This is a genomic window from Sinorhizobium sp. (assembly GCF_059070375.1).
In genome coordinates, this window is the sequence record NZ_JCACWC010000003.1 from 1,110,945 (window position 1) to 1,125,791 (window position 14,847).

Annotated in this window: 16 protein-coding genes; 7 read left to right on the forward strand and 9 right to left on the reverse strand. The window is 61.5% G+C overall.

The window, feature by feature from the left end:
- Positions 1–506: 506 nt before the first annotated feature.
- A complete protein-coding gene (locus AC5J09_RS17330) occupies positions 507–1,505 on the forward strand; it encodes an ABC transporter substrate-binding protein (RefSeq protein ID WP_494298093.1) in 999 nt (332 codons plus the stop codon).
- A 220-nt stretch (positions 1,506–1,725) separates the two neighbouring features.
- On the forward strand, positions 1,726–2,613 hold the full coding sequence (locus AC5J09_RS17335) for an ABC transporter permease (protein WP_018094574.1): 888 nt from the start codon (positions 1,726–1,728) through the stop codon (positions 2,611–2,613).
- A 99-nt stretch (positions 2,614–2,712) separates the two neighbouring features.
- Here the strand turns inward: AC5J09_RS17335 and AC5J09_RS17340 are convergent, their stop codons facing one another.
- Entirely contained in the window at positions 2,713–3,726 is a 1,014-nt protein-coding gene (locus AC5J09_RS17340; RefSeq protein ID WP_494298094.1) for a zinc-binding alcohol dehydrogenase family protein, read from the reverse strand.
- A gap of 100 nt (positions 3,727–3,826) precedes the next feature.
- Here AC5J09_RS17340 and AC5J09_RS17345 point away from each other — a divergent pair, with 100 nt between their 5' ends.
- Both AC5J09_RS17345 and AC5J09_RS17350 read left to right on the forward strand, forming a co-directional pair.
- A complete protein-coding gene (locus AC5J09_RS17345) occupies positions 3,827–4,228 on the forward strand; it encodes a winged helix-turn-helix transcriptional regulator (protein ID WP_100672035.1) in 402 nt (133 codons plus the stop codon).
- A gap of 139 nt (positions 4,229–4,367) precedes the next feature.
- Positions 4,368–5,294, forward strand: a complete 927-nt coding sequence (locus AC5J09_RS17350) for a diacylglycerol/lipid kinase family protein (protein ID WP_127712297.1) — start codon at positions 4,368–4,370, stop codon at positions 5,292–5,294.
- A 15-nt stretch (positions 5,295–5,309) separates the two neighbouring features.
- Here AC5J09_RS17350 and AC5J09_RS17355 read toward each other — a convergent pair whose 3' ends face one another.
- Complete coding sequence (locus tag AC5J09_RS17355) at positions 5,310–6,794, reverse strand: ArnT family glycosyltransferase (RefSeq protein WP_494298095.1); 1,485 nt, start codon at positions 6,792–6,794, stop codon at positions 5,310–5,312.
- Positions 6,787–7,806 (reverse strand): glycosyltransferase family 2 protein, encoded by a 1,020-nt coding sequence (locus AC5J09_RS17360; protein WP_100672038.1) that lies wholly within the window; start codon positions 7,804–7,806, stop codon positions 6,787–6,789. Before AC5J09_RS17360 ends, AC5J09_RS17355 begins: the two co-directional genes overlap by 8 nt.
- 95 nt (positions 7,807–7,901) lie before the next feature.
- On the opposite strand from AC5J09_RS17360, the gene AC5J09_RS17365 reads away from it, so the two are divergent.
- A complete protein-coding gene (locus AC5J09_RS17365) occupies positions 7,902–8,858 on the forward strand; it encodes a lysylphosphatidylglycerol synthase domain-containing protein (RefSeq protein ID WP_494298096.1) in 957 nt (318 codons plus the stop codon).
- Between the two features lie 28 nt (positions 8,859–8,886).
- On the opposite strand, the gene AC5J09_RS17370 is transcribed toward AC5J09_RS17365, so the two are convergent.
- The 4 genes from AC5J09_RS17370 to AC5J09_RS17385 form a co-directional block, all read right to left on the reverse strand.
- Complete coding sequence (locus AC5J09_RS17370) at positions 8,887–10,389, reverse strand: AMP nucleosidase (protein WP_100672040.1); 1,503 nt, start codon at positions 10,387–10,389, stop codon at positions 8,887–8,889.
- 79 nt (positions 10,390–10,468) lie between these two features.
- Complete coding sequence (locus AC5J09_RS17375) at positions 10,469–10,789, reverse strand: YnfA family protein (RefSeq protein ID WP_018094580.1); 321 nt, start codon at positions 10,787–10,789, stop codon at positions 10,469–10,471.
- A 76-nt stretch (positions 10,790–10,865) separates the two neighbouring features.
- Positions 10,866–11,039 (reverse strand): hypothetical protein, encoded by a 174-nt coding sequence (locus AC5J09_RS17380; protein WP_003527319.1) that lies wholly within the window; start codon positions 11,037–11,039, stop codon positions 10,866–10,868.
- Between the two features lie 13 nt (positions 11,040–11,052).
- Positions 11,053–11,226, reverse strand: coding sequence for a hypothetical protein (locus AC5J09_RS17385; RefSeq protein WP_003527318.1), 174 nt, complete (start codon positions 11,224–11,226; stop codon positions 11,053–11,055).
- Positions 11,227–11,461: 235 nt separating this feature from the next.
- On the opposite strand from AC5J09_RS17385, the gene AC5J09_RS17390 reads away from it, so the two are divergent.
- Entirely contained in the window at positions 11,462–12,163 is a 702-nt protein-coding gene (locus tag AC5J09_RS17390; protein ID WP_018094581.1) for a glutathione S-transferase family protein, read from the forward strand.
- Between the two features lie 81 nt (positions 12,164–12,244).
- Here AC5J09_RS17390 and AC5J09_RS17395 read toward each other — a convergent pair whose 3' ends face one another.
- On the reverse strand, positions 12,245–12,586 hold the full coding sequence (locus AC5J09_RS17395) for a DUF2147 domain-containing protein (RefSeq protein WP_018094582.1): 342 nt from the start codon (positions 12,584–12,586) through the stop codon (positions 12,245–12,247).
- A gap of 591 nt (positions 12,587–13,177) precedes the next feature.
- Between AC5J09_RS17395 and AC5J09_RS17400 the strand changes: the two genes are divergently transcribed.
- The gene (locus AC5J09_RS17400) at positions 13,178–13,444 is read left to right on the forward strand and encodes a sel1 repeat family protein (RefSeq protein WP_100672044.1); all 267 of its coding nucleotides are present in this window, start codon (positions 13,178–13,180) and stop codon (positions 13,442–13,444) included.
- Between the two features lie 21 nt (positions 13,445–13,465).
- Here AC5J09_RS17400 and AC5J09_RS17405 read toward each other — a convergent pair whose 3' ends face one another.
- Complete coding sequence (locus AC5J09_RS17405; protein WP_494298097.1) at positions 13,466–14,587, reverse strand: pyridoxal phosphate-dependent aminotransferase; 1,122 nt, start codon at positions 14,585–14,587, stop codon at positions 13,466–13,468.
- Positions 14,588–14,847: the final 260 nt, after the last annotated feature.

Here is a 14,847-nt window from a genome sequence, read left to right on the forward strand (position 1 = left end):
GGCCGGTCTATCCGAACATGTGATGTTCGTGGAGGCGGGCCCGCACGGACTCCCGTGATGAGAAGGGGGCGAAGGGCCGGTCTATCCCAACATGTGATGTTCGTGGAGGCAGGTCGAACGCCCCTGTCCGAACACGCAATTGCACTTCTGGAAAGGCCGGCGAGCGTTCGCCGGCCTTTTCGCATGTCCTTCTAAGTCGTCCAGCTTCCGACGTGGATGATGGGGGCTGCCGGCAAATGAATTTAAAAAAGGGGGTTAAACCCATCAATTATTTGTGTAGTTTGACAAACGGCAGGAATGTCAGCCGCTGACGCAAATGGGAAAGTGTTCGCCGGAAAGACACGATAGCAATGTGGGCGGTACCGGTCCGAACAGGTATCGGTTGACCCACGAGCTGTCGCGCCCCGGCATCGGATCGGGGCGGGTGCTTGTTCCGTTCACTGTCAGCAGCTGCGGTGAGGCTGGCAGTCCGCCATAGAGACACCGCCAAAACAGAGGGAGCCGAAATGAAGAAACTTCTTGCAACGACATGCCTGGCCGCCGGTCTTTTGGGACTCGGCAGCGCGGCATCGGCGGCGGAATGCGGCGATGTGACGATTGCCAACATGAACTGGCAGAGCGCCGAAGTCCTGGCGAGTGTGGACAAGTTCATTCTGACCGAAGGCTACGGCTGCAGTGCGGAGCTCGTCGTCGGCGACACGGTGCCGACCATCACGTCGATGATCGAGAAGGGCGAGCCGGACATCGCGCCGGAGGGCTGGGTCGACCTGCTGCCGGACGTGGTGAACCGCGGCCTCGAAGAAGGCAAGCTCGTAGGCGCCGCAGTCGCGCTTTCGGATGGCGCCGTACAGGGCTGGTGGGTTCCGAAGTACATCGTCGATGGCAACCCGGACATCAAGACGATCGACGACGTCCTGAAGCATAAGGAACTCTTCCCCGATCCGGAGGATCCGAACAAGGGCGCGATTTTCAACGGTCCTCAAGGGTGGGGCGGCACGGTCGTGACGACGCAGCTTTACAAGGCCTATGGCGCCGAGGCGGCGGGCTTCACGCTGGTCGATACCGGCTCGGCGGCCGGCCTCGATGGCTCGATTGCCAAGGCCTACGAGCGCAAGCAGGGTTGGGTCGGCTACTACTGGGCCCCGACAGCGCTGCTCGGCAAGTACGAGATGGTCAAGCTCGAGCATGGCGTCCCCAACGACATGGCCGAATGGAAGCGCTGCAATACGGTTGCGGATTGCCCGGATCCGAAGAAGAACGATTGGCCGAAGGACAAGGTCCAGACACTGGTAACCAAGGAATTCGCCGACCGCGCCGGCCCGGCCATGGAGTATCTCAACACCCGCGCCTGGACGAACGACACGGTCAACAAGCTCATGGCCTGGATGACCGACAATCAGGCGAGCGGCGAGGAAGGCGCGAAGCACTTCCTCGAGGAAAACCCGGACCTCTGGACCAAGTGGGTTTCGCCCGAAGTCGCCGAAAAGATCAAGGCTGCCCTCTGATCGACTCGCCTCGAATGAACGGCGCGCGTAAAAGCGCGCCGTTTTTTGTTTTCTGCTGCGTAGTTTTCGAAGGAAGGCGCAAGATTTCGTTCACCGCATGTCGGTTTGAGAATAAGATTGCGCGGCTTCATCGTTTACACCGCGCGTTAGCGTTAAGAGGCAGGCGGCAAAGCAATAACAACCATAAGCCGCCCAAAAGAGTGCGAAGGGGAATCGACACATGGAATGGCTGACCAAATTTCCGCACATGGACGACGATCGGCTTCGGCAGTTGAAGAAGATAATCGACGAAGGGTTCCGTAGCTTCACACGCGCCTATGGCGACGCGATCGAATCGTTCTTCGACCCGCTCCAGTTCTTCCTGATCCACGCCGAACGGTTCATGACACGAACGCCCTGGCCGATCATTCTCATACTGATTGCCGTGATCGCCTGGTTTGCCAGCCGCAACTGGAAGATCGTTGCCGGCGCCGTCGGTACCCTGCTCCTCATCGGTTATCTCGACATGTGGGACGACACGATGAAGACGATCTCGATGATCTTCGTCTGTACGGTCCTGTCGATAGCGATCGGCATACCGATGGGCATCATCATGTCACGTTCCGATCGTTTCCAGAACATCGTCAATCCGGTGCTCGACGTGATGCAGACGATGCCGAGCTTCGTCTACCTCATTCCCGTCGTGATGCTTCTCGGCATCGGCAAGGTTCCGGGGCTTATAGCCGTCGTCATCTACGCGATCCCGCCGATGATCCGCCTCACCAATCTCGGAATCCGGCTGGTCGACAAGGATGTGCTGGAGGCGGCGGACGCCTTCGGCTCGTCGAACTGGCAGAAGCTGAAGAACGTGCAGATGCCGCTGGCGCTGCCGACGATCATGGCCGGGATCAACCAGACCATCATGATGGCGCTCGCCATGGTCGTCATTGCCTCGATGATCGGCGTTCAGGGCCTGGGTCAGCCGGTCTTGAAGGCGATCGCCAACCAGTATTTCACGCTCGGCATCTTCAACGGCCTCGCCATCGTCGGAATCGCCATCATCTTCGACCGGGTGAGCCAGGCTTACGGGCGCCGGCTCCAGCGCCACCGCGAAATCATTCACGGATAGAAGCACCAAAGAACTTCCCCTCCCCAGTCCCTCCCACTTGTGGCACTTGTGGGGAGGGGTTGGGGAGGGGCCTTGCAGACGGCCCACATCGCCACCGGATCAGAATCCGGCGAGCACCAGCTTGCCGCGCGTGCGGCCGGTTTCAATCATCTGATGCGCCTTCCTGAGCGTTGCCGCGTCGATGGGGCCGAGCGTCTCCGTTAAGGTCGTGCGGATCTTGCCGCCATCCACCAGTTCCGCGACCCTGTTCAAGAGGTTGTGCTGCTCGATCATGTCCGGGGTCCCGAACAGCGGACGCGCAAACATCATTTCCCAGTGGATCGAGACGGATTTGCGCTTGAACGGCATGACATCGAGGACCGCCAGGTCGTCGATCAGCGCAAAGCGCCCCTGCGGCGCGATCAGCTTGACGATCTCGTCGACATGCTTGTCGGTGTTGGTCGTTGAAAACACGAAGGCCGGCGCGCCGAGGGCGAGCTGCTCTACCTCGGCCGCAAGCGGGCGGCTGTGGTCGAGCACATGATGGGCACCGAGCTTCAAGGCCCACTCGCGGGTTTCGGCGCGTGAAGCGGTGGCGATGACGGTGACATTGGTCAGAGCGCGCAGCAACTGAATGGCGATCGAGCCGACGCCGCCGGCGCCCCCGATGATCAGCACCGCGTTCGCTGCTCCCGGTACGGGATCATTGACCCTGAGCCGATCGAAAATCGACTCCCAGGCGGTGATCGCCGTAAGCGGCAAGGCGCTGGCGGCCGCGAAATCGAGCGAATGCGGTTTCCGCCCGACGATCCGCTCGTCGACGAGGTGAAACTCCGCATTCGTCCCGGGCCGGCTGATGGCGCCTGCGTAGAACACTTCGTCGCCGGGTTTGAAGAGCGTAACCTTCGGGCCGACCGCCTTGACGACGCCGGCGGCATCCCATCCGAGAACCTTCAGCTGCTCCGGCTCCGGCTGAACGCCGGCGCGCACCTTGGTGTCGACCGGGTTGACGGAAACCGCCTTGACTTCCACCAGGAGATCGCGCTCCCCCGGCGTCGGCACAGGCAGGTCCACGTCCATCAGCGCGGTCTCATTGGCGATGGGTTGCGGTGTCTTGTAGGCGACGGCACGCATGGAATGCTCCTTTTTAAATTGAACAGGAGCTACATGGGCCCTATGCTCAATGGACGCAAGAATGCACAAATTTGGCCTATAGTGTCGAAAAGGATACCGTATGTCCCGGCCGCGCGCGAAGCTGACGAACACATTTCCGGGCTGCCCGGTCGAGTCGACCTTGAGTTTCATCGACGGCAAATGGAAGGGCGTCATCCTCTATCACCTGATGAGCGAAGGCGTCCTGCGCTTCAACGAACTGCGCAGGAGGCTGCCGAGCGTGACGCCGCGTATGCTGACCAGGCAGTTGCGTGAGCTGGAGGAGGCGGCGCTTCTGTCGCGTACGGTCTTTCCGGTCGTTCCGCCGCGTGTCGACTACGCCTTGACGCCGAGGGGAGAAAGCCTGAAACCGGTGATCATGGCCCTGAAAGCCTGGGGCGACGAGAATGTCCTCTGCGACGGCGATCGCATGACACTGAAGCCGCTCGAATCCCGCTCGGGGCCCGAACTCAAGCGCGCGTGATCGCTTCGTTGAAACTTCCGTACGCCGAAGCGGCCGGCGATAAGGCCGCCCGCACTTTTCGTCCGCATAGCTCTGGAAACCCCCGCTGCCGCTCTTATCTGAGAAGCTGAACGCACTCGCATGACGGAGGCAGCAGCCCTTGAAAGTCAAAGCCATCTTCAATCGAGATGGGGGAACTTTCCGCACGACGGACATGGATGCCTACAGCAGGAAGGTCGAGGAGGACTTTCGGGCGGCCGGCCACGAGATCGAGATCGCCGTGGTCGCAGCGGATGAGATGCGGGACGCGTTGGAGACCGCTTGCGGACGGGACGATCTCGACGCGATCGTCGCCGGCGGCGGCGACGGCACGATTTCTGCGGCAGCAGGCGTGGCCTGGAAAACCGGCATGCCGCTGGGCATCGTCCCCGCCGGGACGATGAATCTCGTCGCGCGCTCCCTGAAGCTGCCGCTCGATATCTGGAAGGTCCCGGAGGTGCTGGCCAATGGCCGAATCATCGATGCCGATATAGGCAGCGCTGACGGCCGCGCATTCGTGCATCAGTTCTCGATGGGGCTCCACGCCCGCATGGTGCGTTATCGTCAGTCCTATCGTTTCGCGTCGCGACTCGGAAAGATCAGCGCCAGCGTACGCGCCGCCATCGGGGTAATCTTCAACCCGCCGGATTTCGAGATCGAATTCGACGCGGACGGGCACCGCGAGCGCCGGCATGTTTCGGCGATTTCCGTTTCAAACAACCATTTCGGCCACGACACGCTGATGTATGCGGAAGACCTGACGAGCGGCCACCTTGGCTTCTACACGGCGCCGCCGCTAAGCCCTGCGGGCGTGGCGAAGCTCTCCTTCGACATCCTGCGCGGAAAATTCAGGAGCAGCACGCTGATCACCGAGATGAGCGCTCTGACGGTCGACCTGCACTTTCCGAAGGTGGATCGGAAGATCAACTGCGTCATCGACGGCGAGCTTATCCCGATCAGAAGCGGCAAGGTTGCATTGCGCGTTCACCCCGGTGAATTGAAGCTGCTGGTCGGCTCGCAGGAGAGCAATTTCGGGAACCCCGTGTAGCGGCTTCCCGCGCGTCTATTCCGCGACCCAGATATAGCTGAAGCTGTAGCGGTCCTCGCCGGTCCCGTAGAGATAGGGCAGCGCGAGGTGGCGCGGTGCCGCGGCCGCGTCCGGAATGCCAAGTGCGGAGAGAGCGTTCCGCAACAGGTCGGGAACCGGTGCTTCCGGCTGTGCGTCGTCATGCCAGACCGCGAGAAGGGGCCTTTTCGACATATCGACCGGAAGCGCATTCGAGAGGCTTGGCATCGTGACCTGTGCTCCGCTGAACTGCATTCGGAGATTTCCCGCGATCTGCTTGTCATTGGCGAGGATAAGCGCCGGCTGGCCTTCTGCCTGTGCCACCGCTTCGGCCAATGCGGCGTAGGGTATGTTCAGCCTCGAATAGTCACCAAACCACGGCCGCACGACCGCTCGCGCCGACACGAGCACGAGTGCGCCCAGCGCGATGACTAAGACCAGCAGAAAGAAGCGCCTGAGGCTGCCTGTAAGGTCGATATTCGCCGCCTCGATCTTCAGGCAGAGATAAAGCGGAATGAGAACGAGGAAGAGGACCAGCCATTTTTCGCGCACATGCGTGGCGGCCACGCCGAGTACGACCAGCAGGACCGCGATCAGACAAAGGGCGAGCATCCGCCCTACGATCCTGCTCCACGGGCTTTCCGCCTGCCAGATCGCGCGCAACTTGCCGCGGAAGACGAGGCCGAATACGAGCAGCGGCACCAGGCTGCCGCCGATGACGGCGGAGCCGAGCGAGTAGACCCCGTAAAAGGCCTGAAGCAGAAATCCCTCCGCCTCGCGCTCCCGCATCTCGTTCAAGGTCCCACCCGAGGCGAAACCGAAATTCTGCAGCATCCAGTAGGCGTGGGGCAGAACGATGAGCGTTGCTACCGCAATCGCCGGCAGAATGCGCCAGTCGAGTATCCGCGCCCGCAGCTCCCGTTCCGGCAAAACGGCGACGATCGCCGCGACCGGCACGAGGAGGAAGTTGTACTTCGCCATCAGGCCGATACCCACCGCAACGCCGGTGAGAATATAGGAGAAAAGGCTGGGCCGCTTCAGCGTTTTCAGGAAGCTGTAGAGAAACAGCGAGACGGCGAAGAGTGCTGCGACCGTATGGGAAAGATCGCGCTGTGCGAGTAGGAAGATCGGGGGCAGCGTAAGAACGCCGAGCATTGCGATCGGAGGCAGACGGCGGTCGGTCAGTACCAGCCGTGCCGCAAGGCCGTAGAACAGACAGCAGAGAAATAGGAGCCCGTTCTTGAGGATGGTCATCGTCGCCAGCGAGGTCCCGATTACCTCTGCCAGTCCATATTGCAGCCAATTGTAGAAGGGCGGCTGCGGTCCGTATCCGAGGGCGAGGAACTGAGACAGAAATGCCTGTTCCGCCTCGTCGATTTCCAGTGAGCTCGAGACGGAGACCCGCAGGATGATGCACAGCAGGAAATAGCCGGCAACCGCCAGGACGACCGCTCCAGGGCGTCGATTGACCGCTTCAAGCACGCGGCTGCTCCCGCTCGAAAGTCTGGCGCACGATGTAACTCGTCATTTCATCGTCGCGGAAATAGGCGCGCGCCATCATCTCCGAGAGAATGCCGGTGGTGATCAGCTGGACCGAAGAGAGGAACAGCATCACGCCGACGATCAGCATCGGACGGGTGCCGATGTCGTTGCCGAAGATGAACTTGTCTATCGCTAGATAGAGAAGGATCAGCACACTGAGGCCGCCGGCAGCCAGGCCGATGGAGCCGAAAAAGTGCCCGGGCCGCGCCTTGTAGCGCATGAAGAACAAGACCGCGAGCAGATCGAGAATAACGCGGAACGTGCGCGAGATCCCGTACTTCGAGCTGCCGTAATGCCGCGCGTGATGGGTCACCGGCATCTCGCCGATCCGACTGCTCGGCACGACACCCGCCACCCAGGCCGGAATGAAGCGGTGCATTTCCCCCATCAGCTTCACCTGCTTGATGATGGAACCGCGGTAGATCTTCAGGCTGCAGCCATAGTCGTGCAATCTCACGCCCGTGATCTTGCCGATCAGAACGTTGGCGCACCAGGACGGGATCTTCCTCAGAATCAGTGCATCGCGTCGGTTTTGCCGCCAGCCGACAAGGAGGTCGAGCCCGCGCTCTTCTATCGCCGCGACCATGTTGGGAATGTCCGCCGGATCGTTCTGAAGGTCGCCGTCGAGCGTGGCGATCAGCCGGCCGGACGCCGCGTCGATCCCCGCCTGCATTGCGGCCGTCTGGCCGAAATTCTTCTGGAGTTCGATGATCTTCAGTTGCAGGTCGGGGTGTGAAAGCTCCTTGCGCGCGTTTGGCAGGGTTCGGTCCGTGCTGCCGTCGTCGACGAGGATGAGTTCCCATGACTTCAGGAACCCGGCCATTGCCGCCCGGATGCGCGTGACGAGCGGTCCGACGCTCTCCTCCTCGTTGAACACCGGCACGACTATGGAGAGCTCGACACCCTCCAGGACTTCGGTCATCGGCTTCACGGGTTCTTCGATGCGATTCAAGAGGGCAGTCTCCGGTGGGCTGGCAGGTTTTCTTGCATATTTCTGAGGTTATAACCAATGTCGAATCGCATTGCTGATACAGGAAAACGGTCTCGATGAATACGAACTGGGAGCGCAGCCGGCGGTCGTGGCTCGCGCGCAACCGTCTGGCACTGATTTCCGCTGCGGCAATCGCGGCTTATGCCGTCTTCGTGGAGTGGGTCTGGGGCTGGCCGGTATTGCTGCGGCAATGGGCCGAAATCGGCGTCGTGCCGGTGCTCTCGGCGCTAGCGCTTCTCGTCGCCACCTATCTCATCCGTTGCTATCGGATCCACGACTACTTCCCGGGCGAAACCAGGGGCCGGTTTCTGTCTCTCTTCCGTGTGACCCAGGTTCACAATCTGCTCAACATCATGCTGCCGTTCAGAGCGGGCGAAACGAGCTTTCCCTTGCTCATGCGCAGCGAATTCGGTGTGCCGCTGGTGCGTGGTACCGCAGCGCTCTTCGTCATGCGGCTTCTGGACCTGCACGCCCTGCTGACCGTCGCTGCGGTGGGTCTGGTGGCCGGGCGGGGCCCAGGGGCGATCGGCTGGGTTCTCTGGCTGGTCGCTTTTCTGTCGCCTCTTGCCTTCTTTCTCATGAAGGAGAAAGCTCTCACCGGGATGCGCCGTTTCGCGCCGGCGAAGGTCGGTCCGCATCTGGACGAGGTGGAGGCGGGCCTGCCGATCGACATTCCCGCTTTCCTGCGGGCTTGGGCGATGACGATGCTGAACTGGGCGGTAAAAGTCGTCGTTCTCGCCTGGGTGCTCGCGATCATGGGGGTCGCTCCGCTCGCCGCCTCCTTCGGCGGGGCGCTCGGCGGCGAATTGTCTTCCGTCCTGCCGGTGCACGCGCCGGCGGGTGTGGGAACCTACGCAGCGGCGATCGTCGCCGGTGCGGTTTCCTTCGGAGCGTCGGCGGATCAGGCGACGCTCGAGACGCTCGGCCGCGCCAGTGTCAATGCCCACCTCATGGTAATCGTGTCGGCGGTGGTCGGCACGCTGCTGTCGCTCCTCCTGCGGCCGAAAGCGTGAAACGCTTCTGAGCGACAGGATGCGGGCTCTACTGGAACGAAGTCTCGTAGAAGCTTCTGAGCTTGCGTGAATGGAGCTTCTCGGAAGGCATCGCCGCCAGCTTCTGCAGGGCCAGGATACCGATTTTCAGGTGCTGGCTCACCTGGGTCCGGTAAAAGGCGCTCGCCATGCCGGGCAGCTTCAGTTCGCCGTGCAACGGCTTGTCGGACACGCAGAGCAGCGTCCCGTAGGGGACGCGGAAGCGGAACCCGTTGGCGGCGATGGTAGCCGATTCCATGTCGAGCGCGATGGCTCGGGCCTGCGAGAGTCGTTTGACCGGCCCGCGCTGGTCGCGCAGTTCCCAGTTGCGGTTGTCGATCGTCGCGACCGTACCCGTGCGCATGATCTGTTTGAGGTCGTAGCCCTTGTAGCCCGTCACTTCGGCGACGGCGTCCTGCAGGGCAACCTGCACCTCGGCCAGTGCGGGTAAGGGAATCCAGACCGGCAGGTCGTCATCGAGCACGTGATCCTCGCGCATATAGGCATGCGCCAGCACGTAATCGCCGAGCCGCTGGCTGTTGCGCAGGCCCGCGCAATGGCCGAGCATCAGCCAGACATGCGGCCTCAACACGGCGATATGGTCGGTGATCGTCTTGGCATTGGATGGGCCGACGCCGATATTGACGAGAGTGATGCCGCCGTGCCCCTTCTTCTTCAGATGATAGGCGGGCATCTGCGGCAGGCGGGCGAGCGAATAGTCGGCATCCGGCCGGTCGGCACCCGCGGGGGTGGTGATGTTGCCGGGTTCGATGAAGGCGGTGTAACCGTTGCCGCCCTCCGCCATCTGCTGGCGCGCCCAGGCGCAGAACTCGTCGACATAGAACTGATAGTTCGTGAAAAGCACGAAGTTCTGGAAGTGCCTGGCGCTCGTCGCGGTATAGTGGCTGAGGCGCGCGAGCGAATAGTCGATGCGCTGCGCCGTGAAGGGCGCGAGCGGCGACGGCTCTCCCGGACCCGGCTCGTAGGAGCCGTTGGCGATCTCGTCGTCGGTGGTCGTAAGATCCGGCGCGTCGAAAAGGTCGCGCAGCGGAATGTCGATGCCGTCGGCCGCAGACGCTTCGACATGCGCCCCTTCGCCAAAGGCGAAATGGAGGGGAATAGGTGTCGAGGATTCCGACACCGTGACGGCGACGCCGTGGTTGCGCATGAGATGGCCGAGCTGTTCTTTCAGATAGTGCCGGAACAGTTTGGGCCGGGTGATGGTCGTCGTGTAGACGCCGGGCGCGCTGACATAGCCGAAGGAAAGCCTCGAATCGACATGTCCGAAACTGCTCGTCTCGATGCTGACCTGCGGATAGCAGGCGCGGAAACGAGTGAGGGGCCTGCCGCTTTTCCCGAGACCTTCGAAGGCTTCGCAGAGGAAGCGGGTGTTGCGTTCGTAGAGCGCTTCCAGACAATCGACGGCCTGGGTCGCATCGTCGAAGAGCTGCGGCTCGAAGGGTTCAGGGGTGGCGACGGAGAGGACGGAGTGTGAAGAGATTCGCTTGTTCATGTCGCATTATATGCAGCACCTTTCGACAAGCAAACGACAAGAGTGCTGTTTTTTGTTCTACAGCGCCGCACGTTGTACTTCAGCGCGGCCCCGCGAGAATGATCGCGCTGCCGGCGAGCGCCACGGCGGCGCCCGTCATGTCCCAGTGATCCGGCCGGACGCCTTCGGCAAGCCAGAGCCAAGAGAGCGACGCGACGATGTAGACGCCGCCATAGGCGGCATAGGTGCGGCCCGCCGCTGCCGCGTCCACCATCGTCAGCAGCCAGGCGAAAAGCGCAAGCGAAGCCATGCCGGGAATGAGCCACAGGGTGGATTTGCCAAGTCTCAGCCAGGACCAGAAGGCAAAGCATCCGGCGATTTCGGCAAGAGCTGCGGCAAAGTAGATCGCGTATGCGGGCATGGCTTACAGGTCCTCCCGATCAGGAGAGGAGCGCACTTTCAACCGATATGCAAGGACCGAAGGCGGCGTCTCGAAATCAGCTCATCGCCTGGCGCTGGAGGGTGACGAAAAGAACGAAGCCGGCACCGTTCTTGCCGATGCCGTAGCCGGCGGCTTTGCTGTAAGCGACCGCTCCGATGGGAGCGATCAGCAGGCCCGCGAGAATCAGGAGCCTGAGCGAGAGAATGGCAGAGGAGACGAGCGCGGCCATTCCACAGCTTCCTTCAGAGTTTGGCTTGGCAGTATTGCGCCGTGTGAGCGGTGCAATCCGTGAGCGAACCGATATAGGTGTTCTGGCGGCGGCGTTCCGTGTCGGCGCCGACTGCGGCGGCAAGCGTCATCGCGAAGACGACCATGAGCAGGCTGATAATGGTGAGGCGGCGAGCGAGAATGTCCATGGTTCCGTCCGTTGAAGCGAGACACGTTCAAATCGATTGATTGTCTTTTCGCACAACCAAACTGAACTCTGGCTGAGACGTCCGTTCATCTGGCGTTCATCTAAGCAGCGCCGGAGATGTGCAGCGGTTTAGGGAGAACGATCATGCACTTAAACGAATGCGCGCCGGACTGCGGCCTTGCCGATGAGCCGTCGTGTTCCTAAGTCTGTCCTTCCGACAAATCAGGAGAGACGCGATGACCGCTCCGATCGAGCTTTATTACTGGCCCACGCCGAACGGCTGGAAGATCACCATAATGCTGGAGGAGCTCGGCGTTCCCTACGTCGTCAAGTACATAAATATCGGCCGGGGCGATCAGTTCCAGCCGGACTTCCTGAAGATCTCGCCGAACAACCGGATGCCGGCGATCGTCGATCCGGACGGTCCGGGCGGCGAGCCCATCTCCGTATTCGAATCAGGAGCGATCCTGCAGTATCTCGGCCGCAAATACGGCAAGTTCTATCCGTCCGACGAGCGCGCCCGCGTCGAGGTAGAGGAGTGGCTCTTCTGGCAGGTGGGCGGCCTCGGCCCGATGGCGGGGCAGGCACATCATTTCCGCCAATATGCCCCGGAAAGAATCGCCTACGGCATCGACCGCTATACCAATGAAGTGAACCGCCTCTACGGCGTGATGAACAAGAGGCTCGCCGACCGGCCGTTCCTCGCCGGCGACTACTCGATCGCAGACATGGCCGCGATCGGTTGGGTGATTCCGCACGAGAACCAGGGCCAGGACCTCAACGAATTCCCTAACCTGAAGCGCTGGTTCGACGCCGTACTTGCGCGCCCCGCGGTGAAGAAGGCCATCGAAGTGGGCAAGGAAGAGCGGGCTCGCCAGAAAAGCCTCGCCGAGGACGAAGAGGCGCAGAAGGTCCTATTCGGCCAGCGCGCCCGCTAATGCGGGGGCGCGGGAGGGGCGAACAATGCCCCTCCATAGGCGTATCTGGTGCAGCGCCGCCCGTGTTCTTGCTGCGGAGGCTTAAAGACGCGTCCAGGTTTGCGATTTGCAAAGCACCTTCAGCACGCAGCCCCGCATCTTCAGCAGATTGCCGTCCACCGACCCCGTACCGCTATAGGTCTTGTCGCTTTCGGGATCGGTGACCACGCCGCTATAGCTGCCGCCGGTTCCGGACAGCGAACCGACACGCTTGCCCGCGTGCTTGCCCGTCTTCAGCGTGACGCAGAAGGCTGTGCCGCAAGCCGCGATTTCCGCGGTGGAGCCGCTCGCCGTCTTCCACTTGCCGAGGATCGGTTCGGCAGCGTGGACCGGGGCGGCTGCTGCAAAGCCAAGCGCTGCTGCGACGAGCAATGTGCGAATCATGCAATTTCCTCCGAAGTCGGCAGGCTCTTCGGTCCTGCCGCGTGCTTGTTCCCTGTGGAGCGCGAACTCCTGCTGCCGCACGGGCTATCGGGCGGATGAAGATCACTCCGGCACAGACAGTATATTACGCGTACGTAAAGGTAAATATCCGGGCGTTGCCATGCCTTCCAAGGGGCTTCTTGCGCGCGCGGCGGCACCGTCCTTGAAAGAGCAGTTGTTCTCATGGTTAGCGTTCGGTTGAAATCCGAACGTGAAATTTTCGTAAAATTCGAGGCGAATGCGTGCCTTTGCAGGGCCTGCGATGCTTAACGAAAACCCAAGTTTACCAAGCATTTGCACTTTGTTTGCGTCAAATTAAGCATGGATTTTAAGCGGCCATTGAAGGCCGTCAGGCATATTCACATCCATAAGACGAGCGGCGAAACAAGCCGCCGACCAACCGGAAAGCGACGCTGCAGAAGACGGCGCGATGTCCCGGAAAGCCCGCCAAGAGGCTCGATGAAACAGGGACCAGGAATACCAGCTGAAGCCGGGCTCGCCCCTACGGGCGGGCCGCTTCGCTCAAACGAAGAAAAGACAGGGACAAGAAAAATGGCACTCTTTAACATTGAGATCGTTTCGGATGACGCCATCGGCGGCGGCAACCGCGCCGACGTTCTGTGCGAGATGGGCCTCGCCTATGCGACGGGCCGCGGCAGGCCCGTGGATCTGGTAGCCGCGCACAAGTGGCTGAACATCGCCGCGATCAGGGGCTCGGACCGTGCGGCCGACCTGCGAGCCGACCTCGCGGCCACGATGAGCAAGGCGGATCTCGCCGCCGCGCTGCGCGCAGCACGCGAATGGATGACGATGCACTGATGCGTGGCGGTTGCCGCCGGTTCAGGTGGCAGCCAAACTCCTGATCACCTCCGGAAGCGCGGCCGCAAGAAGATCGAGTTCGGTTTCGGGCGCAGTGCTGATGCGGATACAGCGGTTGAGCGGCGCGACCCCGGGCATGCGGATGAAAATGCCATGATCGCTCATCAGCCGATCGACGATCGCCCGCGCATAGGCCGCATCCTTTCCACAGTCGACAGCCACGAAATTTGTGGCTGAGGGAAGAGGGCCGAGGCCGTTGTCGGCAGCGATCCGGCCGATCCTCTCCCGTGAATTCGCGATCTTGCGCGTGACTTCCTTCAAGTATTCCTTGTCGGCCAGTGCGGCAATCGCTGCCGACACGCTGATTCGGCTCATTCCGAAATGATTGCGGATCTTGTCGAAGGCCTGAGCCGTCCCGGGCGTCGACAGCGCGTAACCGACGCGGGCCCCGGCCAGTCCGTAGGCCTTCGAAAAGGTGCGCGTGCGTATGACGTTAGGCCTGTCGATCAGGCTCTCGATCGAAGGAATTGCCTCCCGCGGCGCCGTTTCACAATAGGCTTCGTCCAGCACGAGGAGTGTCGTTTCCGGCAGAGCGTCCGCAAAGGCGATCACGCGTTCGGCGGGCCACCAGCTGCCCATCGGATTGTCCGGATTGGCGAGATAGACGAGCGCCGCATTCTCGCGCTTCGCGGCGGCGAGCAATCCATCGATATCCTCCCGATCGCCGGCATAGGGGACCGTGACCAGCCGTCCACCATGTCCTGCGACATGATAGTTGAAGGTCGGATAGCCTCCGAGTGAGGTCACGACCGGCATGCCCGGTTCCACGACGAGGCGCACGATCTGCCCGAGCAGGCCGTCGACTCCCTCTCCGATCGCGATATTGGCGGCTGGGACACGAAGATGGCCGGCGAGCGCCTGCTTCAGATCGTGATTCTCGGGATCGGAATATTTCCAGGTCTCATCGGCCGCCTGACGAATGGCCAGCAACACGGATGGTGCCGGGCCGAACCCGCTCTCATTCGCGCCGATGCGCGCCGCGATCTCGCGGCCGTGCTGACGCTCGAGCGCCTCAGGGCCAACGAAGGGGACGGTGGCCGGCAGGGATTGGACGAGTGGCGTGAAGCGTGAGAATGCGGACATGTTGGTAAAACGTACTCCGTTCGGAAATGCCGGCGGAACTTATCGCATAAGAAGGCGAAGCGGAATCGATGCGATGAAGAATCGGCAGAAGAACAGCCGCCTCGAAGGGGCTTCTCCCAACTCTTACTCCCAGGCAACACGATTTCACCATATCCCGATCGGGTGGTGACCGCGCCGAAGCGGATGAAAATGGGATGATTTCCCGAAATTCGACAAAAAAATCTTGCATTGGAAACGCGGTGACACTAGTCAGGCGCTAA

Coding starts and splice junctions, on each gene's coding strand:
- AC5J09_RS17330 (WP_494298093.1), top strand. CDS start 507: ATGAAGAAACTTCTTGCAACGACATGCCTGGCCGCCGGTCTTTTGGGA.
- AC5J09_RS17335 (WP_018094574.1), top strand. CDS start 1,726: ATGGAATGGCTGACCAAATTTCCGCACATGGACGACGATCGGCTTCGG.
- AC5J09_RS17340 (WP_494298094.1), bottom strand. CDS start 3,726: ATGCGTGCCGTCGCCTACAAGACACCGCAACCCATCGCCAATGAGACC.
- AC5J09_RS17345 (WP_100672035.1), top strand. CDS start 3,827: ATGTCCCGGCCGCGCGCGAAGCTGACGAACACATTTCCGGGCTGCCCG.
- AC5J09_RS17365 (WP_494298096.1), top strand. CDS start 7,902: ATGAATACGAACTGGGAGCGCAGCCGGCGGTCGTGGCTCGCGCGCAAC.
- AC5J09_RS17370 (WP_100672040.1), bottom strand. CDS start 10,389: ATGAACAAGCGAATCTCTTCACACTCCGTCCTCTCCGTCGCCACCCCT.
- AC5J09_RS17375 (WP_018094580.1), bottom strand. CDS start 10,789: ATGCCCGCATACGCGATCTACTTTGCCGCAGCTCTTGCCGAAATCGCC.
- AC5J09_RS17380 (WP_003527319.1), bottom strand. CDS start 11,039: ATGGCCGCGCTCGTCTCCTCTGCCATTCTCTCGCTCAGGCTCCTGATT.
- AC5J09_RS17385 (WP_003527318.1), bottom strand. CDS start 11,226: ATGGACATTCTCGCTCGCCGCCTCACCATTATCAGCCTGCTCATGGTC.
- AC5J09_RS17390 (WP_018094581.1), top strand. CDS start 11,462: ATGACCGCTCCGATCGAGCTTTATTACTGGCCCACGCCGAACGGCTGG.
- AC5J09_RS17395 (WP_018094582.1), bottom strand. CDS start 12,586: ATGATTCGCACATTGCTCGTCGCAGCAGCGCTTGGCTTTGCAGCAGCC.
- AC5J09_RS17400 (WP_100672044.1), top strand. CDS start 13,178: ATGGCACTCTTTAACATTGAGATCGTTTCGGATGACGCCATCGGCGGC.
- AC5J09_RS17405 (WP_494298097.1), bottom strand. CDS start 14,587: ATGTCCGCATTCTCACGCTTCACGCCACTCGTCCAATCCCTGCCGGCC.